Origin of the sequence: Pantoea sp. GABEPS69 (genome assembly GCF_045780835.1) — a bacterium.
Taxonomy (GTDB): Bacteria; Pseudomonadota; Gammaproteobacteria; order Enterobacterales; family Enterobacteriaceae; genus Pantoea; species Pantoea septica.
Genome location: NZ_CP118618.1, coordinates 3788961 through 3814317 on the forward strand (window position 1 = coordinate 3788961; position 25357 = coordinate 3814317).

Sequence of the window (25357 nt, forward strand, 5' to 3'; positions counted from 1 at the left end):
TTACTCGTCTTCCAGCTCGATGTTGATGCCCAGCGAGCGAATCTCTTTCAACAGTACGTTGAAGGATTCCGGCATGCCCGGTTCCATCTGATGGTTGCCGTCGACGATGTTTTTATACATCTTCGTACGACCATTCACGTCATCAGACTTAACGGTAAGCATTTCCTGCAGGGTGTATGCCGCGCCGTATGCTTCCAGCGCCCACACTTCCATCTCACCGAAGCGCTGACCACCGAACTGTGCTTTACCACCCAGCGGCTGCTGAGTAACCAGGCTGTAAGAGCCGGTTGAACGCGCATGCATCTTGTCATCCACCAGGTGGTTGAGTTTCAGCATGTACATGTAGCCCACAGTGACCGGACGCTCGAACTGCTCGCCGGTACGGCCGTCAAACAGCGTGATCTGGCCGGAAGTCGGCAAATCGCCAAGCTGCAGCAGCTCTTTGATTTCGCTCTCTTTCGCGCCGTCAAACACTGGCGTCGCGATCGGCATACCTTTTTTCAGGTTCTCAGCCAGACGCAACACTTCGTCATCAGAGAAGGTGTTGAGGTCAACGCGCTGACGCACGTCCGCGCCCAGGTCATAGGCGCGCTGGATGAATTCGCGCAGTTTCGCGACTTCTTCCTGACGCTTCAGCATGGCGTTGATCTTGTCGCCGATGCCTTTCGCCGCCATACCCAGATGCGTTTCCAGGATCTGACCGATGTTCATACGTGACGGTACGCCCAGCGGGTTCAGTACGATGTCGACCGGCGTGCCGTTCTCGTCGTAAGGCATATCTTCGATCGGGTTGATCTTGGAGATAACACCTTTGTTACCGTGACGGCCTGCCATCTTGTCGCCCGGCTGAATCTGACGTTTAACGGCCAGATAAACTTTGACGATTTTCAGCACGCCCGGCGCGAGGTCGTCGCCCTGGGTGATCTTACGACGCTTGGCTTCGAGTTTTTTCTCAAACTCGTGCTTCAGTTCGTCGTACTGCTCAGCCAGCTGCTCCAGCGCGTTCTGCTTCTCTTCGTCGGTCAGGCCCAGCTCCAGCCAGCGCTCGCGCGGCAGCTTGTCGAGCTTGTCGGCTTCTACGCCGCCGGAGATCAGCACCGCCTGGATACGGCCGAACAGGCCCGCTTCGAGGATCTGCAGTTCTTCAGACAGGTCTTTCTTCGCCTGCTTCAGCTGCATCTCTTCAATTTCCAGCGCACGCTTGTCTTTTTCCACGCCATCGCGGGTAAAGACCTGAACGTCGATAACGGTACCGGAGACGCCGTTCGGCACGCGCAGCGACGAATCTTTCACGTCGGAGGCTTTTTCGCCGAAGATAGCGCGCAGCAGTTTCTCTTCCGGCGTCAGCTGGGTTTCACCTTTCGGCGTTACCTTGCCCACCAGAATGTCGCCGCCGGTCACTTCTGCGCCGATATAAACGATGCCGGACTCATCCAGTTTAGAAAGCGCAGCTTCACCCACGTTCGGGATGTCAGCGGTGATCTCTTCTGGCCCCAGCTTGGTGTCGCGAGACACGCACGCCAGTTCCTGAATATGGATGGTGGTGAAACGATCTTCCTGAACCACACGCTCGGAAACGAGGATGGAGTCTTCGAAGTTGTAACCGTTCCACGGCATGAACGCGACGCGCATGTTCTGGCCAAGCGCCAGTTCGCCCAGGTCGGTTGACGGGCCATCAGCCAGCACGTCGCCGCGCTCGACCGGCTCGCCCAGCGACACACACGGCATTTGGTTGATGCAGGTGTTCTGGTTAGAACGGGTGTACTTAGTCAGGTTGTAGATGTCGATGCCCGCTTCGCCCGGATACATCTCGTCTTCGTTAACTTTGATAACGATACGGGATGCGTCGACGTACTGTACGGTACCGCCACGTTTCGCTACGGCGGTAACGCCGGAGTCGACCGCTACCGCGCGCTCCATACCGGTACCCACCAGCGGCTTGTCAGCGCGCAGCGTCGGTACGGCCTGACGTTGCATGTTCGCACCCATCAGGGCGCGGTTAGCATCGTCGTGCTCCAGGAACGGGATCAGTGACGCACCGACGGAAACCACCTGCTGGGTGGAAACGTCCATGTAGTCAACCTGATCGCGGCTGAACAGGCTCGATTCGCCTTTGCTACGGCAGGTGACGAGATCGTCAACGAAGTGACCTTCATCATCCAGCTGGGCGTTCGCCTGAGCGATAACGTAGTTACCCTCTTCAATCGCAGAGAGGTAATGGATTTCGTCAGAGACCACGCCGTCGATAACGCGACGATACGGGGTTTCCAGGAAACCGTACTCGTTAGTCTGCGCGTACACAGACAGCGAGTTGATCAGACCGATGTTCGGACCTTCAGGGGTTTCGATTGGACATACGCGACCGTAGTGGGTCGGATGTACGTCTCGAACTTCGAAGCCGGCGCGCTCGCGCGTCAGGCCGCCTGGGCCGAGTGCAGAGATACGACGTTTGTGCGTAATCTCAGACAGCGGGTTGTTCTGATCCATAAACTGTGAGAGCTGGCTGGAGCCAAAGAACTCTTTCACCGCCGCCGAAATCGGCTTGGCGTTGATCATGTCCTGCGGCATCAGCGTGTCGAGGTCGCCCAGCGACAGACGCTCTTTCACCGCGCGCTCTACGCGAACCAGGCCAACGCGGAACTGGTTTTCCGCCATCTCGCCTACTGAACGAATACGACGGTTGCCGAGGTGGTCGATATCGTCCACTTCGCCTTTACCGTTACGGATGTCGATCAGCTTCTTCATCACTTCGATGATGTCTTCTTTGCTCAGGATGCCTGAACCTTCGATTTCATCACGCAGCAGCGAGCGGTTGAACTTCATGCGGCCGACAGCCGACAGATCGTAACGATCTTCTGAGAAGAACAGGTTCTCGAACAGGTTCTCAGCAGCTTCACGCGTTGGCGGCTCGCCAGGACGCATCATGCGGTAGATCTCAACCAGCGCGCTCAGGCGATCGTTGGTCGGGTCGACGCGCAGGGTCTCGGAGATGTACGGGCCGTGATCCAGATCGTTGGTGAACAGCGTTTCGATGCGCTTGTGACCCGCCTGGCTCAGCTTGGCCAGCAGATCCATGGAGAGTTCCATGTTCGCCGGAACGATCAGTTCGCCGGTGCTCTCGTCGATGTAATCTTTCGCGACCACTTTGCCCGCGATGTACTCGACCGGCACTTCGATGTGCTGAATGCCATCTTTTTCCAGCTGACGAATGTGGCGCGCAGTGATGCGACGGCCTTTTTCGACGTAGACGTTGCCGTTGGCTTCGATGTCGAAAGAGGCGGTTTCGCCGCGCAGGCGCTCAGGCACCAGCTCCATCTGCAGCTTGTTGTCGCGAATCTCGAACACCACTTTCTCGAAGAACAGATCGAGGATCTGCTCAGTGGTGTAGCTCAGCGCGCGCAGAATGATACTGGCCGGCAGCTTACGACGACGGTCGATACGTACGAACAGGTTGTCTTTCGGGTCGAACTCGAAGTCCAGCCATGAACCGCGATAAGGAATGATACGTGCGTTATAGAGCACTTTACCCGATGAGTGGGTTTTACCTTTATCGCTGTCGAAGAAGACGCCAGGACTACGATGCAGCTGAGAAACGATAACGCGTTCGGTACCGTTGATAACAAAGGTACCGTTGTCGGTCATGAGCGGAATTTCGCCCATGTAGACTTCTTGTTCTTTAATGTCTTTTACGGTGCCTTCCGGCGCTTCGCGCTCGTAGATCACCAGACGCAGTTTGACGCGCAGCGGAGCAGAGAACGTCACGCCACGAATCTGACACTCTTTCACGTCAAAGACGGGTTCGCCCAGACGGTAGCTGACGTATTGCAGCTCTGAGTTACCGCTGTAACTCTGAATGGGGAAGACGGAACGGAAGGCTGCTTCCAGTCCGTACTGACCTTCCGAATCTTGCTCGATGAACTTCTGAAACGAGTCAAGCTGGATAGAAAGGAGATAAGGTATGTCCAATACTTGCGGACGTTTACCAAAATCCTTACGAATACGTTTTTTCTCGGTATAGGAGTAAACCATAGGGTTCCTCAGCTAGCTGACAAGTCGACCCACGCTGTCCGTCCTGAAGGACAGTTCATGCAACACTATTTTGTTTGATTCATGCGACACGGAGGCCACATGCAATACATCTTTCTATCACTCTTAAATCATTTCATTGCATTAGCATGGGCAGGGAACCCGCGCAGGAAAGCAGTATATTAAGTCGTCGATAGAAAAAGATATTGAAGAGCAGCGATGGACAAACAGTGCGAAACCCCATCAAGGCTCTTGAGCGCAAAAAGGCTGGTGACCCAAAAGTCACCAGCCATCAGCCTGATTTTACTCAGGCTGCAACCCAAAGGTTGTCTTACTTAACTTCAACGTCAGCGCCAGCTTCTTTCAGAGCAGCTTCAAGTGCAGCTGCGTCGTCTTTGCTGATGCCTTCTTTGATCACGCCAGTTGCTTCAACCAGGTCTTTGGCTTCTTTCAGGCCCAGACCAGTTGCGCTACGAACGGCTTTGATTACAGCTACTTTGTTCGCGCCAGCAGATTTCAGTACGACGTCGAATTCAGTTTTCTCTTCAACAGCTTCAGCCGGGCCAGCAGCAACAGCTACAGCGGCAGCAGCAGAAACGCCGAATTTTTCTTCCATAGCAGAAACCAGCTCAACTACTTCCATTACGGACATAGCGGCAACGGCTTCCAGAATTTGGTCTTTAGTGATAGACATGACAATTGTTCCTAAGAATCAGAAAAAGTTTATACGTTAGCAAGTGCGAAAGAAAAGAATTTGGCCTTAAGCCGCTTCTTTTGCATCGCGAACAGCAGCCAGAGTGCGGACCAGTTTGCCAGCAGCGGCTTCTTTCATGGTCGACATCAGACGTGCCAGTGCTTCTTCGTAAGTCGGCAGCGTTGCCAGACGGTCAATTTGTGCCGCCGGGATCAGCTCACCTTCAAAGGCTGCAGCTTTGACCTCAAATTTTGCATTCGCTTTCGCGAAATCTTTGAACAGACGAGCAGCAGCGCCCGGGTGTTCCATAGAGTATGCAATCAGGGTCGGACCAACAAACGTGTCTTTCAGGCACTCGAACTGAGTACCTTCAACGACGCGGCGCAGCAGGGTGTTACGAACAACACGCATGTAAACGCCAGCTTCACGACCTGCTTTACGCAGTTCGGTCATTTTATCAACGGTAACGCCGCGAGAATCCGCAACAACCGCTGACAGCGCGCCTTTGGCTACTTCGCTGACTTCAGCAACAATCGCTTGTTTGTCTTGAAGATTTAATGCCATTAGCTTTTGCTCCTGGATTTTGGCCGGAGATGAATTTCTCCGGAACTCACTTCACCTACCGACCCAAAGGAAAGTAGGCGCTAAAACACGGTGAGCAGAATCCAGTTAAGAAAAAATTCTTTTTGGCTCTGTCACCGTCTACGCAGGGGATTAAGCGTCACATCCGAAGATGGGCCGCGCCTGCGGTCTTGGACGGAGGCCAGGAAAGGCCTGGCTCCAACCTACCCCGCCGTTTTCGTCGCCTCGCCGAAGCGAAGGCGAAAATCACAGCGGGATATAAATTCAGTGTCTGTTTTACCAGAACAACGGGCGTAAGATTCTAGGTGAATTTTTCGCCCGTTTCAAGCAGCAATTAGTTTGCTGCTGCGTTCAGACCCGCCTGGTCGATGGCAACGCCAGCGCCCATGGTGGTAGACAGGCTGATTTTCTTGATGTAAACGCCTTTCGCCTGAGCAGGTTTCGCTTTTTTCAGCGCAACCAGCAGAGATTCCAGGTTTTCTTTCAGCTTGTCAGCGTCGAAGTCCACTTTACCGATGGTGGTGTGGATGATGCCGTTTTTGTCGTTACGATAACGAACCTGACCCGCTTTAGCGTTTTTAACCGCTTCAGCAACGTTCGGCGTTACGGTACCAACCTTCGGGTTCGGCATCAGGCCGCGCGGACCCAGAACCTGGCCCAACTGGCCAACAACGCGCATCGCATCCGGAGAAGCGATAACCACGTCAAAGTTCATTTCGCCTTTTTTGATCTGGTCAGCCAGATCTTCCATACCTACCAGCTCAGCGCCAGCTGCTTTAGCAGCTTCAGCGTTTGCGCCCTGGGTAAAGACGGCAACGCGTACTGAACGACCAGTACCGTGCGGCAGAACGGTCGCACCACGAACGTTCTGGTCAGATTTACGTGCGTCGATGCCGAGGTTAACGGCAACGTCCACGCTCTCTACAAACTTAGCGGTAGCCAGTTCTTTCAGCAGAGCAACGGCTTCAGTAACGTCGTACTGTTTGGTCGCATCAACTTTGTCACGGATCACGCGCATGCGCTTGGTCAGCTTAGCCATTTCTTAGTCCTCCACTACCAGGCCCATGGAACGAGCGGTACCTTCGATAGAGCGAGTCATCGCTTCTACGTCAGCACCAGTCATGTCCGCAGCTTTGGTTTCTGCGATTTCACGTACCTGAGCACGGGTTACTTTACCGACTTTATCTTTGTTCGGCTTACCAGAACCAGACTTGATGCCCGCTGCTTTTTTCAGCAGAACGGCGGCCGGCGGAGTTTTGGTAACGAAGGTGAAAGAACGGTCGCTGTATACGGTGATAACAACCGGAGTAGGCAGACCTTTCTCCAGGGATTCAGTTTTAGCGTTGAACGCCTTACAGAATTCCATGATGTTAACGCCCTGCTGACCCAGAGCCGGACCTACCGGTGGGCTCGGGTTAGCCATACCCGCTGCAACCTGCAGCTTGACGTAGGCTTGTACTTTCTTGGCCATGATTTTTCCTCAGTTGGGTATAGCGCCTGAAAAACAGGCTCCCCGTGATAACAATTCACACGCTGTTGCCAGCGCATAAAAACAAAAGGCGCGAAATTATAGTTAAATTTCGCGCCTGCTGCAAGAGTCAAAATGTGAACAAGGTGATTAACCTTTCTCCACCTGCCCGAAGTCCAGTTCGACCGGCGTTGCGCGGCCAAAGATAGAAACGGAAACTTTCAGGCGGCTCTTCTCGTAATCCACCTCTTCGACCACGCCGTTGAAGTCGGCAAACGGGCCATCGTTGACGCGCACCATTTCGCCCGGTTCGAACAGCGTTTTCGGACGCGGCTTGTCACCCACCTGCTGCAGGCGGTTCATGATCGCATCCACTTCTTTATCACTGATCGGCGCTGGGCGGTCAGAAGTGCCGCCGATGAAACCCATCACGCGCGGTACGCTGCGCACCAGGTGCCAGCTGGCGTCATTCATCACCATCTGCACCAGCACGTAGCCGGGAAAAAATTTGCGTTCGCTTTTACGACGCTGACCGCCGCGGATCTCTACCACTTCTTCAGTAGGAACCATGACGTCGCCGAACAGCTCTTCCATGTTGTGCAATTTGATGTGCTCGCGCAGCGACTGTGCTACGCGGCCTTCAAAGCCGGAAAACGCCTGCACGACGTACCAGCGTTTTTTTGGAGCTTCAGACATCTCAGAACCTCAGGCCAGTGATAAACGATACCAGACGGACCAGAATACCATCCAGCCCCCACAAAATCAGTGACATCACGGCGGTAACCGCGGCAACGATTAACGTGGTATGCAGCGTTTCCTGGCGAGTCGGCCAAATGACCTTACGCATTTCGGTGCGTGCTTCACGTGCAAAAGCCACGGTTGCTTTGCCTTTGACCGTCAGCAGCGCAATGCCGCCCGCGGCCGCAATCAGCACCACGACCGCCAGTGCGCGTAATGGCAGCGTCACGTCGCGATAGATATAATTGCCTACGATGGCTACCAGCAGCAACGCAACAACAGCCAGCCACTTTATCGCTTCCAGGCCGCGCCCGCTCCCTTGAGCTTCGGTATTCGCACTCATAAACCAACCTGCCACAATAATTCAGAAACTATTTTGCCCCGCAAGGCGAGGCATCCAAACCGAATGAGCTTTTGGGCGTAACTCGGTATCCTACGCCGCGCAACAGAGCCTGTCTCAGCAATGATTATGATCGAAAATCACTGATGAGCCAGGTTCTATATAACAGCGTGCAAAAAGGGCATCAAATGATGCCCTTTCCGTATGCATTGCGTCAAATGTTATCGTAATTAAGCGATAACTTCAGCAACAACGCCCGCGCCAACGGTACGGCCGCCTTCGCGGATTGCGAAGCGCAGACCCTGGTCCATCGCGATCGGATGGATCAGAGTAACGGTCATTTTGATGTTGTCGCCCGGCATTACCATCTCAACGCCTTCCGGCAGTTCGATGTTGCCAGTCACGTCAGTAGTACGGAAGTAGAACTGCGGACGGTAGCCTTTGAAGAACGGAGTGTGACGACCGCCTTCTTCTTTGGACAGAACGTAGACTTCTGACACGAAAGTGGTGTGCGGCTTGATTGAGCCCGGCTTAGCCAGAACCTGGCCACGCTCGATTTCTTCACGCTTGATGCCACGCAGCAGAACGCCGACGTTCTCACCAGCCTGACCCTGGTCCAGCAGTTTGCGGAACATTTCAACGCCGGTACAGGTTGATTTCGCGGTGTCTTTGATGCCCACGATTTCAACTTCGTCGCCGACTTTCACGATGCCGCGCTCAACACGACCGGTAACAACGGTACCACGGCCAGAGATTGAGAATACGTCTTCGATCGGCAGCAGGAACGGCAGGTCGATTGCGCGAACCGGATCCGGGATGTAGGTATCCAGGTGGCCAGCCAGCTCAACGATCTTCGCTTCCCACTCAGCGTCGCCTTCCAGCGCTTTCAGCGCAGAACCGCGAACGATCGGGGTGTCGTCGCCCGGGAAGTCGTACTGTGACAGCAGGTCACGGACTTCCATCTCAACCAGTTCCAGCAGCTCTTCGTCATCAACCATGTCGCACTTGTTCAGGAACACGATGATGTACGGAACGCCAACCTGACGACCCAGCAGGATGTGCTCACGGGTCTGCGGCATCGGGCCGTCAGTCGCAGCAACAACCAGGATAGCGCCGTCCATCTGCGCCGCACCGGTGATCATGTTTTTCACATAGTCGGCGTGGCCCGGGCAGTCAACGTGCGCGTAGTGGCGAGACGGGGTTTCATACTCAACGTGAGAGGTGTTGATGGTGATACCACGTGCTTTCTCTTCCGGCGCGTTATCGATCTGGTCGAATGCGCGAGCCTGGCCGCCGTAGGTTTTAGCCAGAACGGTGGTGATTGCTGCAGTCAGGGTGGTTTTACCGTGGTCAACGTGACCGATGGTGCCCACGTTTACGTGCAGTTTGTTACGTTGAAATTGCTCTTTAGCCATCGCTTGTCCCTCTAAGACACGGATATATCAAAGATATCATCACATCAACCAGGCTTTGCCTGAATGCAGGATTTACAGAGAGAGAATCAGGGAGGAGATAAAGGAAGTGGTGCTGATACCCAGAGTCGAACTGGGGACCTCACCCTTACCAAGGGTGCGCTCTACCAACTGAGCCATATCAGCACATCTGGAGCGGGCAGCGGGAATCGAACCCGCATCATCAGCTTGGAAGGCTGAGGTAATAGCCATTATACGATGCCCGCATCCTGGAACTCGGCTACCTGTTCTTTCTGTAGCTTGTGAATAATAAGAGATGTTCCCCTACTATTCGAAGTCTGCCAGCGTTGCTGACCGACTTTAACTGTGCCGAAGCGCAGTTTGAATTTGGGGTGAGAGAAGTGACTCACCGACAGACAAACAGGTTGTTTATCTGCTCCCAACCGACAAGGTTGAGATGGTGGTGGGAGAAGGATTCGAACCTTCGAAGTCTGTGACGGCAGATTTACAGTCTGCTCCCTTTGGCCGCTCGGGAATCCCACCTACTTGATGGTGCCGGCTACCGGAATCGAACTGGTGACCTACTGATTACAAGTCAGTTGCTCTACCAACTGAGCTAAGCCGGCATCAAGTGACGCGCATTCTAGGAAGGTCGGGGACAGGATGCAACAAAAAAATCACTGAAATAACTCTATCGCTTACTATTTGTGCAAATCCTCGCATTTTAGCGTTTTAGTGAAGGAAATTTAGACGATTCCAGCGAATTTTATTCAGCTGCGACCCTGTTTTTATCGCATGAACTCAGCCAGCCTGACGACTGCCACGCGGTTTTTTTTGCTCACTAACGAGAATAAAAATGAGAAAATTTTCGCGGCTGCGCATTTTTCCCGCGGCCAGTAAAAAAGTTATGTATAAGGCAGGGTCTCTGCCGGGCGAGTTTGTGAGATGCCTGGCGTGCTGAAGCCGGGCTTATGCGCAGCCGCTTGCGAAAGCGTGCGCGGATTTATCATTTTTCTTCTTTTTATTGTCAGACTGATGTTAACCTCCAGCCCATTGTTCTCAGTAAAGACCTTGTGACATGCCGCTATGGTTCTCATATCGCTACAGGTTTTTAATCTGCGTGATATGAATCAGCCTTAATCTGCAGTCAGACGCATACTTATGAATAAAAAGAATTCACCTCTGACCACGCCCTATTTAGAGTTCACGCGCAAGCAGTGGGCCGCCCTACGTAATTCTGTGCCGATGACCTTAACGGAAGAGGAGATCGCGCAGCTGAAAGGCATTAATGAAGATTTGTCTCTGGAAGAGGTCGCAGAGATTTACCTGCCTTTATCGCGCCTGCTTAACTTCTATATCAGCTCCAACCTGCGTCGTCAGGCAGTGCTGGAGCAATTCCTCGGCACGGACGGCCAGAAGATCCCTTATATTATCAGCATCGCCGGCAGCGTAGCCGTGGGGAAAAGCACCACCGCGCGCGTCTTGCAGGCGCTGCTGAGCCGCTGGCCTGAGCATCGCAAAGTAGAGCTCATTACCACCGATGGCTTTCTGCATCCTAATGCGGTGCTAAAAGAGCGCGGCCTGATGAAGAAGAAAGGCTTCCCTCAGTCTTATGATATGCATCGGCTGGTTAACTTCGTTTCCGCACTGAAATCAGGCGCCAGTCAGGTCACTGCGCCGGTTTATTCTCATCTGGTGTATGACGTTATCCCGGATGGCGATAAAGTCGTGCATCAGCCCGATATATTGATTCTCGAAGGCCTGAATGTTCTGCAGAGCGGGATGGATTATCCTCACGATCCACACCACGTCTTTGTGTCGGACTTCGTCGACTTCTCTATCTATGTAGATGCGCCTGAAGATCTGCTACAGCGCTGGTATATCAATCGCTTTTTAAAATTCCGTCAGGGCGCTTTCACCGATCCCGATTCCTATTTTCACCACTATGCGCAGCTCTCCGAAGAGGAAGCCGTGCAGATCGCCACTGGGCTGTGGAAAGAGATCAACTGGCTGAATTTAAAAGAGAACATATTGCCGACCCGCGAAAGAGCCAGTTTGATTATGACCAAAGGCGGCAACCATGCCGTCGACCGGGTCAGGCTCAGGAAATAGCATTAAAAAAGCCTGCATCGCGCAGGCTTTTTATTACTGAGGGCGAAGGGATATTTCGCCGCCTACCCAGGATTTTACCTCGCCATCCTGTTCAAGCAGCAGCCCGCCCTGCTTATCTATGCCGCGCGCGATGCCGTGGATCTCGCGTTCACCTATTAATAGCTTAACGGGTCGATTGAAGAAGTTATCCAGCGCTTTCCAGCGCTCGGTGAAAGGTGCTAATCCATCACGTTCAAAGAGCGGTAGCGCCTCGCGCAGGCTGTTTATCAGCTTTGCAGCCAGATCGTTTCGATCAATCGCAATCCCGGCTTCCTGCAGATTGATCCAGCCCTGATTGATCTGCGCCGCTTCCGCGCCGCGCATCGCCAGGTTAATACCGGCACCCATCACAATTTGCGCGGCGTCGCCTGTTTTCCCCGTTAGCTCAACCAGAATGCCCGCCAGTTTACGATCCTGTAGGTAGAGATCGTTAGGCCACTTCACGCGTACGTCTTGCGCGCCCAGCTGCTGCAGGGTTTCGGCGATGACAATGCCGATAACCAGACTCAGCCCCATTGCGGCCGCAGGGCCCTGTTCGAGACGCCAGTACATCGACATATAGAGATTAGCGCCGAAAGGTGAGAACCATTGCCGTCCTCGACGTCCTCGACCCGCCTGCTGGTATTCGGCGATACAGGCATCGCCTGATTGCAGCTCGTTCATCCGCTCCAGCAGGTACTGGTTGGTTGAGTCGATAACCGGAATGATTGCCAGGTTAGGCTGATGCAGCTGCGCCAGTATCGCCTCTTCATTCAACAGCTGCATCGGCGCAGGCAGGCTATAGCCTTTACCCGTGACCGTGTAGATATCCAGACCCCAGCTTTTAAGCGTCTGGATATGTTTGTTGATCGCCGCGCGACTCATTCCCAGTGATTCGCCAAGCTGTTCGCCGGAATGAAATTCGCCGTCTGAGAGTATTTCGACCAGCTTTAGCGGGATGCTATGGTCTTTCATAGGATTGCCTCTACAGCGTTGCACTCGCCCTGTGCCGCGATAAAACGCACCTCGGGCTCAAGCCATACATCAAATTTTTGTCCGACGCGGGCGCGTACGGCTTTCGCCAGCGCGACGATATCCTGAGAGGTGGCCTGTTCGGCGTTAATCAGCACCAGCGCCTGCTGCTGATGTACTGCCGCGCCGCCGATGCGAAAACCTTTCAGCTGACACTGATCGATTAACCAGCCCGCAGCCAGTTTTACCTCGCCCTCTTTCTGCGGATAGAACGGCATGTCCGGATAGGCAAGCTTCAGCTGCTCTGCCTGCTCGCGGCTTATCAGCGGATTTTTGAAGAAGCTGCCAACATTACCCGTCACGCGCGGATCGGGTAGCTTGCTCTGACGCATATGGCATACGGCATGAAAGACTTCCCAGGCGGTTACCGTGGCAGGATTGAGACGCGTTAAATCGCCATAGGTTAGCACCGGCTGCCAGCTTTTTTTCAAACTAAGCCCCACGGCGATAATGGCATATCCCTCTTGATACTGATGCTTAAAGATGCTGTCGCGATAACCGAATGCGCACGCTTCGCGCGACAGACGCTGCGTCGCACCCGTCTCGAGGTTCAGTACATCGACATAGTCGCAAACATCTTTGAACTCGATGCCATAGGCGCCGATATTTTGTATCGGCGCCGAGCCTGACATACCAGGGATCAACGCCAGGTTTTCTAGTCCAGGGATCCCCTTTTTCAGGGTCGCCTCTACAAGGGCGTGCCAGTTTTCACCGGCGCCGACGTGCAGCTTCCAGACCTCGTCCTGCTCCTGAATATCGACGCCTTTGATGCGGTTAAGCACGACGGTACCGGCAAAATCGTCCAGAAAAAGCACGTTGCTGCCTTCGCCCAGCAAAATAAAAGGCTGATGCGCGGCTCTGGCATCTTGCCAGGCATTGAGGATCATTTCCGGCGTCTCAGCGAGAACGCGATCGCGTGCGTGGATCGCCAGACCGAGGGTGTTGTCAGCTTGCAGAGAAGGATACTGGAGGGACATTATGTGGCCTTTACGAAATTATCTGCGCGTAGTTTACCGCATCAGTTCAGGCTTGTAGGGAAGTTTTGATGGCGTTGCGCTGGGAAATAGAGCTTTTTTCGCCGAGCGCCAGATGTAAAAAAGCCCTCTGCGTCAGCAGAGGGCTTTTTTGTTTGGATGCCTGGCAGTTCCCTACTCTCGCATGGGGAGACCCCACACTACCATCGGCGCTACGGCGTTTCACTTCTGAGTTCGGCATGGGGTCAGGTGGGACCGCCGCGCTAAGGCCGCCAGGCAAATTCTGTCTCCGCGCCGCCCGCAGGCCGCGCAGAATTATCCGTCACAAGCTGAAAATCTCGCGTCTCACAAAACGCCTCTGGCGTTGTAAGGTTAAGCCTCACGGGTCATTAGTACCGGTTAGCTCAACGCATCGCTGCGCTTACACACCCGGCCTATCAACGTCGTCGTCTTCAACGTCCCTTCAGGAGCATCAAGTGCTCAGGGAAAACTCATCTCGGGGCAAGTTTCGTGCTTAGATGCTTTCAGCACTTATCTCTTCCGCACTTAGCTACCGGGCAGTGCCATTGGCATGACAACCCGAACACCAGCGGTGCGTTCACTCCGGTCCTCTCGTACTAGGAGCAACCCCCCTCAGTTTTCCAGCGCCCACGGCAGATAGGGACCGAACTGTCTCACGACGTTCTAAACCCAGCTCGCGTACCACTTTAAACGGCGAACAGCCGTACCCTTGGGACCTACTTCAGCCCCAGGATGTGATGAGCCGACATCGAGGTGCCAAACACCGCCGTCGATATGAACTCTTGGGCGGTATCAGCCTGTTATCCCCGGAGTACCTTTTATCCGTTGAGCGATGGCCCTTCCATTCAGAACCACCGGATCACTATGACCTGCTTTCGCACCTGCTCGAGCCGTCACTCTCGCAGTCAAGCTGGCTTATGCCATTGCACTAACCTCCTGATGTCCGACCAGGATTAGCCAACCTTCGTGCTCCTCCGTTACGCTTTGGGAGGAGACCGCCCCAGTCAAACTACCCACCAGACACTGTCCGCAGCCCGGATAACGGGCCTACGTTAGAACACCAGCCATTAAAGGGTGGTATTTCAAGGATGGCTCCACGCAGACTGGCGTCCACGCTTCAAAGCCTCCCACCTATCCTACACATCAAGGACCAGTGTTCAGTGTCAAGCTGTAGTAAAGGTTCACGGGGTCTTTCCGTCTTGCCGCGGGTACACTGCATCTTCACAGCGATTTCAATTTCACTGAGTCTCGGGTGGAGACAGCCTGGCCATCATTACGCCATTCGTGCAGGTCGGAACTTACCCGACAAGGAATTTCGCTACCTTAGGACCGTTATAGTTACGGCCGCCGTTTACCGGGGCTTCGATCAAGAGCTTCTCCTTGCGGATAACCCCATCAATTAACCTTCCGGCACCGGGCAGGCGTCACACCGTATACGTCCACTTTCGTGTTTGCACAGTGCTGTGTTTTTAATAAACAGTTGCAGCCAGCTGGTATCTTCGACTGGCCTCGGCTCCGGGAGCAAGTCCCTTCACCTACGCGCCAGCGTGCCTTCTCCCGAAGTTACGGCACCATTTTGCCTAGTTCCTTCACCCGAGTTCTCTCAAGCGCCTTGGTATTCTCTACCTGACCACCTGTGTCGGTTTGGGGTACGATTTCGTGTTGCCTGGAGCTTAGAGGCTTTTCCTGGAAGCAGGGCATTTGTTGCTTCAGCACCGTAGTGCCTCGTCGTCACGCCTCAGTGTAAAGTGCACCGGATTTGCCTGGAGCACACACCTACACGCTTAAACCGGGACAACCGTCGCCCGGCCAACATAGCCTTCTCCGTCCCCCCTTCGCAGCAACACCAAGTACAGGAATATTAACCTGTTTCCCATCGACTACGCCTTTCGGCCTCGCCTTAGGGGTCGACTCACCCTGCCCCGATTAACGTTGGACAGGAACCCTTGGTCTTCCGGCGAGCGGGCTTTTCACCCGCTTTATCGTTACTTATGTCAGCATTCGCACTTCTGATACCTCCAGCATGCCTCACAGCACACCTTCGACGGCTTACAGAACGCTCCCCTACCCAACAACGCTTGCGCGTCGCTGCCGCAGCTTCGGTGCATGGTTTAGCCCCGTTACATCTTCCGCGCAGGCCGACTCGACCAGTGAGCTATTACGCTTTCTTTAAATGATGGCTGCTTCTAAGCCAACATCCTGGCTGTCTGGGCCTTCCCACATCGTTTCCCACTTAACCATGACTTTGGGACCTTAGCTGGCGGTCTGGGTTGTTTCCCTCTTCACGACGGACGTTAGCACCCGCCGTGTGTCTCCCGTGATAACATTCCTCGGTATTCGCAGTTTGCATCGGGTTGGTAAGCCGGGATGGCCCCCTAGCCGAAACAGTGCTCTACCCCCGAGGATGAGTTCACGAGGCGCTACCTAAATAGCTTTCGGGGAGAACCAGCTATCTCCCGGTTTGATTGGCCTTTCACCCCCAGCCACAGGTCATCCGCTAATTTTTCAACATTAGTCGGTTCGGTCCTCCAGTTAGTGTTACCCAACCTTCAACCTGCCCATGGCTAGATCACCGGGTTTCGGGTCTATACCCTGCAACTTAACGCCCAGTTAAGACTCGGTTTCCCTGCGGCTCCCCTATACGGTTAACCTTGCTACAGAATATAAGTCGCTGACCCATTATACAAAAGGTACGCAGTCACCCCATAAAAGAGGCTCCCACTGCTTGTACGTACACGGTTTCAGGTTCTGTTTCACTCCCCTCGCCGGGGTTCTTTTCGCCTTTCCCTCACGGTACTGGTTCACTATCGGTCAGTCAGGAGTATTTAGCCTTGGAGGATGGTCCCCCCATATTCAGACAGGATACCACGTGTCCCGCCCTACTCATCGAGCTCACAGAATGTGTGTTTTCGTGTACGGGAGTGTCACCCTGTACCCTGCGACTTTCCAGACGCTTCCACTAACACACAAGCTGATTCAGGCTCTGGGCTGCTCCCCGTTCGCTCGCCGCTACTGGGGGAATCTCGGTTGATTTCTTTTCCTCGGGGTACTTAGATGTTTCAGTTCCCCCGGTTCGCCTCGCAACACTATGTATTCATGTTGCGATAGTGTGTCGAAACACACTGGGTTTCCCCATTCGGACATCGCCGGCTGTTGCGGTTCATATCACCTTGCCGGCGCTTTTCGCAGATTAGCACGTCCTTCATCGCCTCTGACTGCCAGGGCATCCACCGTGTACGCTTAGTCGCTTAACCTCACAACCCACAGGCGTCTTGCGACGTCGCGGATGTGATTAATTGAGAGACTCGAACGCGCTGCCTTTATTCCTTATTACGGAGGAATAACGCGACGCGTCGTTTCAATTTTCAGCTTGTTCCGGATTGTTAAAGAGCAATATCTCAAACGTGACCCTGAGGCCAGTTTTGAGATACTTCGTGGAGACACCTTTCACCTGTCACCAAGCAAGTGGCGTCCCCTAGGGGATTCGAACCCCTGTTGCCGCCGTGAAAGGGCGGAGTCCTAACCGCTAGACGAAGGGGACACAAAAAATGCGTCACGACTTCGCAGCCGTCTTGCTTCTTTACTTTTCTATCAGACAATCTGTGTGAGCACTTCGAAAGGCAGTATCTTCAGGTAAGGAGGTGATCCAACCGCAGGTTCCCCTACGGTTACCTTGTTACGACTTCACCCCAGTCATGAATCACAAAGTGGTAAGCGCCCTCCCGAAGGTTAAGCTACCTACTTCTTTTGCAACCCACTCCCATGGTGTGACGGGCGGTGTGTACAAGGCCCGGGAACGTATTCACCGTGGCATTCTGATCCACGATTACTAGCGATTCCGACTTCACGGAGTCGAGTTGCAGACTCCGATCCGGACTACGACGCACTTTATGAGGTCCGCTTGCTCTCGCGAGGTCGCTTCTCTTTGTATGCGCCATTGTAGCACGTGTGTAGCCCTACTCGTAAGGGCCATGATGACTTGACGTCATCCCCACCTTCCTCCGGTTTATCACCGGCAGTCTCCTTTGAGTTCCCGACCGAATCGCTGGCAACAAAGGATAAGGGTTGCGCTCGTTGCGGGACTTAACCCAACATTTCACAACACGAGCTGACGACAGCCATGCAGCACCTGTCTCAGAGTTCCCGAAGGCACCAAGGCATCTCTGCCAAGTTCTCTGGATGTCAAGAGTAGGTAAGGTTCTTCGCGTTGCATCGAATTAAACCACATGCTCCACCGCTTGTGCGGGCCCCCGTCAATTCATTTGAGTTTTAACCTTGCGGCCGTACTCCCCAGGCGGTCGACTTAACGCGTTAGCTCCGGAAGCCACTTCTCAAGGAAACAGCCTCCAAGTCGACATCGTTTACGGCGTGGACTACCAGGGTATCTAATCCTGTTTGCTCCCCACGCTTTCGCACCTGAGCGTCAGTCTTTGTCCAGGGGGCCGCCTTCGCCACCGGTATTCCTCCAGATCTCTACGCATTTCACCGCTACACCTGGAATTCTACCCCCCTCTACAAGACTCTAGCCTGCCAGTTTCGAATGCAGTTCCCAGGTTAAGCCCGGGGATTTCACATCCGACTTGACAGACCGCCTGCGTGCGCTTTACGCCCAGTAATTCCGATTAACGCTTGCACCCTCCGTATTACCGCGGCTGCTGGCACGGAGTTAGCCGGTGCTTCTTCTGCGGGTAACGTCAATCGACGCGGTTATTAACCGCATCGCCTTCCTCCCCGCTGAAAGTACTTTACAACCCGAAGGCCTTCTTCATACACGCGGCATGGCTGCATCAGGCTTGCGCCCATTGTGCAATATTCCCCACTGCTGCCTCCCGTAGGAGTCTGGACCGTGTCTCAGTTCCAGTGTGGCTGGTCATCCTCTCAGACCAGCTAGGGATCGTCGCCTAGGTGAGCCGTTACCCCACCTACTAGCTAATCCCATCTGGGCACATCCGATGGTGTGAGGCCCGAAGGTCCCCCACTTTGGTCTTGCGACGTTATGCGGTATTAGCTACCGTTTCCAGTAGTTATCCCCCTCCATCGGGCAGTTTCCCAGACATTACTCACCCGTCCGCCACTCGCCACCCAAAGAGCAAGCTCTTCTGTGCTGCCGTTCGACTTGCATGTGTTAGGCCTGCCGCCAGCGTTCAATCTGAGCCATGATCAAACTCTTCAATTTAAGTTTGATTTGCTTAAACCAGTTAAGCGGTGCTCATCTGTAAAACGTCATAATGAATGTCATTATGTGTCCACTCGTGAGGCTTGATATTTTTTAAGCCCGAAGGCTTTGATATCTGCTCCCGAGTGCCCACACAGATTGTCTGATAAATTGTTAAAGAGCGGTGCAGTCAGCGGCGGAGCCTGCTGCTGCGAGGTGGCGTATATTACGCTACTCTCCTTCGGAGTCAACCCCTTTCTTCAGGGATTTCATCCGGCGACTCAGCGAACCGAATCTCCTGAACACCGCATTCCGTAAGCCGTTGTGCCGTGTCAGTGGAGGCGCATTATAGGGAGTTCTTCCGGGCTGACAAGTGCTAATTTAAAAAAAATTCTCGTTCGCATTAATTTTCAGCAGATCGCTGTTAATCACGCCGATTTGGCGGGCAATTGAGCGAATTCCTGCGCAAAGCGCCCCACCTGATGCCAGTCGGTATACTCCACCTCTTTCGTCTTATCCGTTTCCCCACCGGTCATGCGCATAATCAGCTGAATCATCACCCGGTCGAACCAGCGGTAGCGCGGATAGCGCAGCGCGCCGGCGAACACCGCGCAGCAGTCAGGCTGCCACGGCGACTGTTGTAAAAACTTGCGCGTATAGGCATTGGTCTGCGGCGAGCGCTTCTCCGGCTTGCGCGCGGTCAGGTTCACGCAAAAGAAGCCGCTTATGCGTATCTGCAATTCGCGCAGATGCGTCTTAACGAATTTCGTCACCGCCGGATGGAAATTGCCGTAGCGGATTGAGGCGCCGATCAGCACGCGATCGTATTGCGCCCAGTCAATCGAATCGGCATGCAAAATATTGAGGACGTCGCACGCCTGCCGCGCTTTCATCTCATTGGCAATATAAGAGGCGATTTCGCGCGCTTGCCCGTCGCGGCTGGAAAAGAGAATTAACGCTTTCATCGTGACTTCCTGTTTTGCTTATTCACGCCAGAAGGTCGGCGTAAAGAGGACTAATAAGGTAAAGACTTCAAGACGCCCGAACAGCATGGTCGAGATCAAGATCCATTTCGCTACGTCATTCATCGACGTAAAGTTATCCGCTACTACGCCCAGGCCAGGCCCCAGGTTGTTCAACGTTGCCGCAACCGCCGCAAAGGCAGAGAAGTCATCGACGCCGGTAGCGATAATCGCCAGCATGCTGACCAGAAACACCAGTGCATAGGCCGAGAAGAATCCCCACACCGCTTCCAGAATACGCTCCGGCAGCGCGCGGTTGCCGAGCTTAATGGTATAGACCGCGTTCGGGTGCACCAGACGCTTCAGCTCACGCGAGCCCTGCTTGCAGAGCAGCAGAATGCGAATCACTTTCAGGCCGCCGCCGGTCGAGCCCGCCATGCCGCCGATAAAAGCGGAGCAGAGCAGCAGCACAGGCAGGAACAGCGGCCAGCGCGCAATGCTGTCGGTGGTGAATCCCGCCGTGGTCGCCATCGAAACCACCTGGAAGAAAGCCTGATTAAGCGTTTGCCAGCCGCTGGCGTAAACGTTATGAAACCAGAGCACCAGCGTGCAGATGACCACCAGCGTCAGCTGCACGCCGATAAAGGTGCGAAATTCTGGGTCGCGCCAGTAGACGCGCAGGTTGCGATTGCTGAGCAGCGAAAAGTGCAGGCCGTAGTTACAGCCGGAGATCAGCAGAAAGACAGCGATAATGGTATTGATGGTGCCGCTGTTGAAATAGCCGATGCTGGCGTCGTGCGTTGAAAATCCGCCGATGGCAATAGTAGAGAAACTGTGCCCTATCGCATCGAACAGCGGCATGCCCGCCAGCCAGAGCGCCACCGCGCAGGCGACCGTCAGCAGCACATAGATCAGCCACAGCGTTTTGGCGGTTTCCGCAATTCGCGGGCGCATCTTATTGTCTTTTAGCGGTCCCGGCATTTCCGCGCGGTAGAGCTGCATGCCGCCGACGCCCAGAATAGGAAGGATCGCCACTGCCAGCACGATGATCCCCATCCCGCCCAGCCATTGCAGCATCTGCCGGTAAAAGAGAATGGCTTTCGGCATGCTGTCGAGTCCCACCAGCGTGGTCGCGCCGGTGGTAGTCAGGCCGGAAAAGGATTCGAAGAACGCGTCGGTCACGGAGAGATGTGGCTGCTCGGCGAAGATAAAAGGCATCGCCCCCACGCTGCCGAGCACCGTCCAGAACAGCACTACGATCAGGAAGCCTTCACGCGGCTTCAGCTCGGTACGCTGTTTGCGGTTCGGCCACCACAGCAGCGAGCCAATCGCCAGCGCCATCAAAAAGGTCTGGCTAAACGCGCGCCCGGCGCCGTCGCGATAAATCAAAGCCACCAGTCCCGGCACAATCATGGTGACGGAAAAGAGGATTACCAGCAGACCGACAATGCGAGTAATGGCGCGAAAATGCATTCAGCCGTTCCTTAGAAAAGAGTTGTCAGGGTGTTAATGGGTCGAGGCTCAGCGCGCCCCGGCTAAAGTCAGAAAGCGTTTGTTTGAACGCCTCGATGTGCGCATAGGGCAGCGCCAGCGTCAGCGCGATGTGGTCAAGGTAGACAATCTCATCGATGCGGCCGTCGAACCTGCCCAGCAGACGTTCGATATCGCCGAGTTGAGCATAGTCGCACTTTAGCGCATAGCGCTTCATCGGCACTTTGCGCGTGCGCGCCAGCTGCCTGAGTCCTTGCTGTACGCCGCCGCCGTAGGCTTTTACCAGCCCGCCGGTGCCGAGCATGATGCCGCCATAGTAACGCACCACCACCGCGGTGATCTCGCCAATATCCGCGCCCATCAGCTGCGCCAGCATCGGTTTTCCCGCCGTGCCGGAGGGTTCGCCGTCATCGGAGAAGCCCAGCTGCTGCGAATCGTGCGGCGCGCCCGCGACCCAGGCCCAGCAGTGGTGGCGCGCGTCAGGATGCTCGCTTTTCACCTGCTGAACAAAGGCACGCGCCGCCTCTACGCCGTCGGTATGAGCCAGCAGCGTAATAAAGCGGCTTTTCTTAATGGTCTCCTCGCTGATGCTGACGGCATCAGCGGGAATATCGTAAGCGTCCATCAGGCAAGGTGCAGATCGCGCGTCATGTTCTCAATGCGGTTGGCATGCACCACCACGTTGTCTTCAATGCGGATGCCGCCGTAAGGTTTCAGCGCGTCAATCGCCTGCCAGTTAAGATACTGGCTGAACGGACCTTCACGCAGCGGCGCCAGCAGCGACTCGATGATATAGAAGCCTGGCTCGATGGTCAGCACCATACCCGGTTCCAGCACGCGCGTGCAGCGCAGATAAGGATACTGCGCCGGCGCCGCGAGATGGGTGCCCGCTTCATCCTGCATAAAGCCCGCGACGTCATGAACCTGCAACCCGAGCGGGTGGCCCAGTCCGTGCGGCATAAAGGGCCCGGTAATGTTCTCCGCCACCAGCGCCTCTTCGCTTACACCTTGCGCCAGGTCGAACTTCAGCAGCAGCTTCGCGATGCGCTGATGCATCTGCAGATGGTAGTCGGTGTAGCGCACGCCCGCTTTCAGCGTGCCGATCAGCGCCAGCTCTTCGCTGTTCATCGCCGCGACCAGGCTGGCGTAAAGCGAATCCTTCTGCGCTGCGTAGCTGCGCGTTAAATCGGCGGCGTAGCCAAGGTATTCCGCTCCCGCGTCGATCAGGAAGCTATGACGCTTCGCCGGCGGCTGGTGATCAAGCCGGGTGTAGTGCAGCACGGCGGCATGTTCGTTAAGGGCGACGATATTGCCGTAGGGCACGTCGATATCGCGATGGCCGGTCGCCGTCAGGTAAGCCTGATTGATGTCGAACTCGCTGAGGCCAGAGAAAAAGGCCTCTTTCGCGGCGCGGTGTCCGGCGACGGCGAGCTTTTGCGCCTCGCGCATGCAGGCCAGCTCGTAATCGGTTTTAATGCTGCGGTGGTAGTGAAGAAAATCGATCACCGCTTTCGGGTTAGTGTTGTCGGCGCTGATGCCGAGCTGCGCGGCGCGCTGCACCACCGGCCCGATATAGGCGACATTCTCGCGCTGCGCGGGCAGCAGTTGCCCAATCTCGTCGGCGCTTTTCAGCCCGACCACGTCGACGGCTTCGGTCCAGAAGCTGTTCGGCAGCGGCTCGACGTTATGCCAGTAATCAACCGGCGAGTAGAACCAGAGTTTCGGCTTATTGACGCCGTCGATCCAGAGCCAGCAGTTCGGCACCTGCGTGACCGGCACCCAGGCTTTGAACTGAGGATTCACCTTAAAGGGATAGTCATGATCGTCGAGAAAAACCGTCAGTAGTTCGCCGGAATGAATCAACATCGCATCCAGTTTATTGCGCGCCAGCACCTGCTGCGCCCGCTGTTGCAGCGTGGCGATATGCGTCTGATACAGCGTTTTCAGTGAATCCATTGCTCGCTCTCCCGTGTCGCGAAAATCGCCGCAGTGTAGCACAGCCGCCGCCTGAACGCCGCGTTCCCGACGCTGTGATCCTGTTAGCAAATAAGCAAACTTTGGTTTGCAAAAAATTAACACGAATCCCACACTCCTGATCATCTGGTATGACCAGATCCCCTTTCGCGATCAGGAGACGCACATGCTCTACCAAGGCGATACCCTTTCCCTGCGCTGGCTCGAAGACGGCGTCGCTGAGCTGCAGTTCGACGCCCCCGGCTCAGTCAATAAGCTCGACACCCGCACCGTCGCCAGCCTTGGCGAAGCGATTGGCGTGCTGGAGCAGCAAACCTCGCTGCGCGGCGTACTGCTAAGCTCGGCTAAGCCCGCCTTTATCGTCGGCGCCGATATTACCGAATTTCTCTCGCTGTTCGACGCGCCGACGGAAAAGCTCAGCCAGTGGCTCGCTTTCGCCAACAGCATCTTTAACCGGCTGGAAGATCTGCCGGTGCCGACCATCGCCGCGATAGACGGCTACGCGCTGGGTGGCGGGTGCGAATGCATTCTGGCGACCGATCTGCGCGTCGCTACGCCTGGCGCGCGCATCGGTCTGCCGGAAACGCGGCTGGGTATTATGCCGGGCTTCGGCGGCAGCGTACGCCTGCCGCGCCTGCTGGGCGCCGACGCCGCGCTGGAGATTATCGCCGCCGGAAAAGATGTCGACGGCGCCAGCGCGCTTAAGCTCGGGCTGGTCGATGCGGTGGTCAGCAGCGATAAGCTGCGCGCCGCCGCGCTCGCCATGCTGAAGGAGGCTATCGCGCAGGGCGACTGGCAGGCGCGCCGCGCGCCGAAGCTGGCGCCGCTGCGCCTCAGCCCGATTGAAGCCGCCATGAGCTTTACCGTGGCTAAAAACGTCGTGCTGCAAACCGCAGGCAAACACTATCCCGCACCGCTCGCTGCGGTCAAAACCATTGAGGCCGCCGCCGCGCTGGGGCGCGACGATGCGCTGAAGCTGGAAACCGCCGCCTTCGTGCCGCTGGCGCAGAGCGATGAAGCGCGGGCGCTGGTCGGTATTTTCCTTAACGATCAGTATGTCAAAGGGCTGGCGAAAAAGTACGCCAGCGCCAGCAGCGCGCCGGAACAGGCGGCAGTGCTGGGCGCGGGCATTATGGGCGGCGGCATCAGCTATCAGTCGGCGTGGAAAGGCGTGCCGGTGAAGATGAAGGATATTCAGCCGCAGGCGCTGACGCTGGGCATGAACGAGGCGAGCAAGCTGCTGAATAAACAGCTGGAGCGCGGCAAGATCGACGGCGGCAAGCTGGCCAGCACCATCGCTATGATCCAGCCTACGCTCGACTATGCCGGTTTCGAGCGCGCCGATATCGTGGTCGAAGCGGTGGTCGAAAATCCGCAGGTTAAAGCGAAAGTGCTGGCGGAAACCGAACAGCATCTGCGCGCGGATGCGGTACTCGCCTCCAATACCTCGACCATCCCCATCAGCCAGCTGGCTCAGGCGCTGCAGCGTCCGGAAAATTTCTGCGGCATGCACTTCTTCAACCCGGTGCCGCGTATGCCGCTGGTAGAGGTGGTGCGCGGCGAGAAGAGCAGCGACGCCACCATCGGCAAAGTGGTGGCCTGGGCGAGCAAAATGGGCAAGACGCCGATCGTCGTCAATGACTGTCCCGGCTTCTTCGTCAACCGCGTGCTCTTTCCCTACTTCGCCGCCTTCGGTCTGCTGCTGCGCGACGGCGCGGACTTCCGCCAGATCGATAAAGTGATGGAGAAACAGTTCGGCTGGCCGATGGGCCCGGCGTGGCTGCTGGACGTAGTCGGCATCGATACCGCGCATCACGCGCAGCGCGTCATGGCGGAAGGATTTCCGACGCGCATGCAGAAAGATTACCGCGACGCTATCGACGTCCTGTTCGATGCGGGACGCTATGGCCAGAAGAACGGCAAAGGCTTTTACCGCTGGGAGACGGATCGCAAAGGCAAAGCGAAAAAAGCGGTCGAGCCCGAGGTGGATGCGCTGCTTAACCCTGTTTGCGCCGCTACGCGCGTCTTCAGCGATGAAGAGATCCTCAATCGCATGATGATCCCGATGCTGAACGAAGTCGTGCGCTGCCTGGAGGAGAAGATCGTCGCCTCACCGGCCGAAGCCGATATGGCGCTGGTCTACGGCCTCGGCTTTCCGCCGTTCCGCGGCGGCGCGCTGCGCTATCTCGACACGCTCGGCAACGGCAACGTGGTGGATCAGGCCAGACGCTACGGCGATCTTGGCGCGCTCTACCAGCTGCCTGACCTGCTGCTGCAGAAGGCGCATCAGCGCGAAAGCTGGTATCCGGCGGTTCAACCTATCGACGAAGCGGCGCTGCAAAGCGCCTGAGGACAGAA

The 25357-nt window shown here is 55.5% G+C and carries 16 protein-coding genes, 5 tRNA genes and 3 rRNA genes; 2 read left to right on the plus strand and 22 right to left on the minus strand.

All coding sequences use genetic code 11. The features are described 5' to 3' along the window. From rpoB to PVE98_RS18455, 12 genes are all read right to left on the minus strand, one after another. Complete coding sequence (rpoB, locus tag PVE98_RS18400; protein WP_033755827.1) at nt 1-4029, minus strand: DNA-directed RNA polymerase subunit beta; 4029 nt, start codon at nt 4027-4029, stop codon at nt 1-3. Nucleotides 4030-4357: 328 nt separating this feature from the next. Continuing rightward, nucleotides 4358-4720 carry a 50S ribosomal protein L7/L12 gene (rplL, locus tag PVE98_RS18405; protein WP_033755825.1) on the minus strand — a complete coding sequence of 121 codons (363 nt, stop codon included), beginning with the start codon at nt 4718-4720 and terminating at the stop codon, nt 4358-4360. Between the two features lie 66 nt (nt 4721-4786). Next, a complete protein-coding gene (gene rplJ, locus PVE98_RS18410; RefSeq protein ID WP_011091858.1) occupies nt 4787-5284 on the minus strand; it encodes a 50S ribosomal protein L10 in 498 nt (165 codons plus the stop codon). Nucleotides 5285-5636: 352 nt separating this feature from the next. Continuing rightward, nucleotides 5637-6341: a 50S ribosomal protein L1 gene (gene rplA, locus PVE98_RS18415; protein WP_033755823.1), complete on the minus strand. Its 705-nt coding sequence runs from the start codon at nt 6339-6341 to the stop codon at nt 5637-5639. A gap of 3 nt (nt 6342-6344) precedes the next feature. After that, nucleotides 6345-6773, minus strand: a complete 429-nt coding sequence (rplK, locus tag PVE98_RS18420) for a 50S ribosomal protein L11 (RefSeq protein ID WP_013507401.1) — start codon at nt 6771-6773, stop codon at nt 6345-6347. A gap of 147 nt (nt 6774-6920) precedes the next feature. Further along, a complete protein-coding gene (nusG, locus tag PVE98_RS18425) occupies nt 6921-7466 on the minus strand; it encodes a transcription termination/antitermination protein NusG (protein ID WP_012439920.1) in 546 nt (181 codons plus the stop codon). A 1-nt stretch (nt 7467) separates the two neighbouring features. Next, the gene (secE, locus tag PVE98_RS18430; protein WP_033755817.1) at nt 7468-7851 is read right to left on the minus strand and encodes a preprotein translocase subunit SecE; all 384 of its coding nucleotides are present in this window, start codon (nt 7849-7851) and stop codon (nt 7468-7470) included. 227 nt (nt 7852-8078) lie between these two features. Then, nucleotides 8079-9263 (minus strand): elongation factor Tu, encoded by a 1185-nt coding sequence (tuf, locus tag PVE98_RS18435; RefSeq protein ID WP_033752981.1) that lies wholly within the window; start codon nt 9261-9263, stop codon nt 8079-8081. A 107-nt stretch (nt 9264-9370) separates the two neighbouring features. Further along, nucleotides 9371-9446: transfer RNA gene (locus tag PVE98_RS18440), tRNA-Thr, on the minus strand. 5 nt (nt 9447-9451) lie between these two features. After that, nucleotides 9452-9526: transfer RNA gene (locus PVE98_RS18445), tRNA-Gly, on the minus strand. Nucleotides 9527-9718: 192 nt separating this feature from the next. After that, nucleotides 9719-9803 (minus strand) — tRNA-Tyr (locus tag PVE98_RS18450). Between the two features lie 7 nt (nt 9804-9810). Continuing rightward, nucleotides 9811-9886: transfer RNA gene (locus tag PVE98_RS18455), tRNA-Thr, on the minus strand. A gap of 535 nt (nt 9887-10421) precedes the next feature. Between PVE98_RS18455 and coaA the strand changes: the two genes are divergently transcribed. Next, a complete protein-coding gene (gene coaA / locus PVE98_RS18460; protein ID WP_033756003.1) occupies nt 10422-11372 on the plus strand; it encodes a type I pantothenate kinase in 951 nt (316 codons plus the stop codon). Between the two features lie 33 nt (nt 11373-11405). Here coaA and birA read toward each other — a convergent pair whose 3' ends face one another. From birA to pepQ, 10 genes are all read right to left on the minus strand, one after another. Next, on the minus strand, nt 11406-12365 hold the full coding sequence (gene birA, locus PVE98_RS18465; protein WP_033756005.1) for a bifunctional biotin--[acetyl-CoA-carboxylase] ligase/biotin operon repressor BirA: 960 nt from the start codon (nt 12363-12365) through the stop codon (nt 11406-11408). Next, the gene (gene murB / locus PVE98_RS18470; protein WP_096072404.1) at nt 12362-13399 is read right to left on the minus strand and encodes a UDP-N-acetylmuramate dehydrogenase; all 1038 of its coding nucleotides are present in this window, start codon (nt 13397-13399) and stop codon (nt 12362-12364) included. The genes birA and murB overlap by 4 nt, the downstream gene beginning before the upstream one ends. A gap of 158 nt (nt 13400-13557) precedes the next feature. After that, nucleotides 13558-13673, minus strand: a 5S ribosomal RNA gene (rrf, locus tag PVE98_RS18475). Between the two features lie 91 nt (nt 13674-13764). Next, nucleotides 13765-16671 (minus strand): 23S ribosomal RNA (locus PVE98_RS18480). Between the two features lie 212 nt (nt 16672-16883). Continuing rightward, a tRNA-Glu gene (locus PVE98_RS18485) sits at nt 16884-16958 on the minus strand. Between the two features lie 93 nt (nt 16959-17051). Further along, nucleotides 17052-18593: ribosomal RNA gene (locus PVE98_RS18490) — 16S ribosomal RNA — on the minus strand. The 16S, 23S and 5S rRNA genes sit together here with 1 tRNA gene alongside, the layout of an rRNA operon. Nucleotides 18594-19000: 407 nt before the next feature. Further along, nucleotides 19001-19537: a menaquinone-dependent protoporphyrinogen IX dehydrogenase gene (hemG, locus tag PVE98_RS18495; protein WP_096072403.1), complete on the minus strand. Its 537-nt coding sequence runs from the start codon at nt 19535-19537 to the stop codon at nt 19001-19003. Nucleotides 19538-19555: 18 nt separating this feature from the next. Continuing rightward, entirely contained in the window at nt 19556-21007 is a 1452-nt protein-coding gene (gene trkH, locus PVE98_RS18500) for a Trk system potassium transporter TrkH (protein ID WP_033754677.1), read from the minus strand. A gap of 25 nt (nt 21008-21032) precedes the next feature. Continuing rightward, nucleotides 21033-21650, minus strand: coding sequence for an IMPACT family protein (locus PVE98_RS18505; protein ID WP_033754674.1), 618 nt, complete (start codon nt 21648-21650; stop codon nt 21033-21035). Further along, entirely contained in the window at nt 21650-22981 is a 1332-nt protein-coding gene (pepQ, locus tag PVE98_RS18510) for a Xaa-Pro dipeptidase (protein ID WP_096072402.1), read from the minus strand. Before pepQ ends, PVE98_RS18505 begins: the two co-directional genes overlap by 1 nt. Before the next feature lie 184 nt (nt 22982-23165). Between pepQ and fadB the strand changes: the two genes are divergently transcribed. Beyond that, the gene (gene fadB, locus PVE98_RS18515; RefSeq protein ID WP_096072401.1) at nt 23166-25349 is read left to right on the plus strand and encodes a fatty acid oxidation complex subunit alpha FadB; all 2184 of its coding nucleotides are present in this window, start codon (nt 23166-23168) and stop codon (nt 25347-25349) included. Nucleotides 25350-25357: the final 8 nt, after the last annotated feature.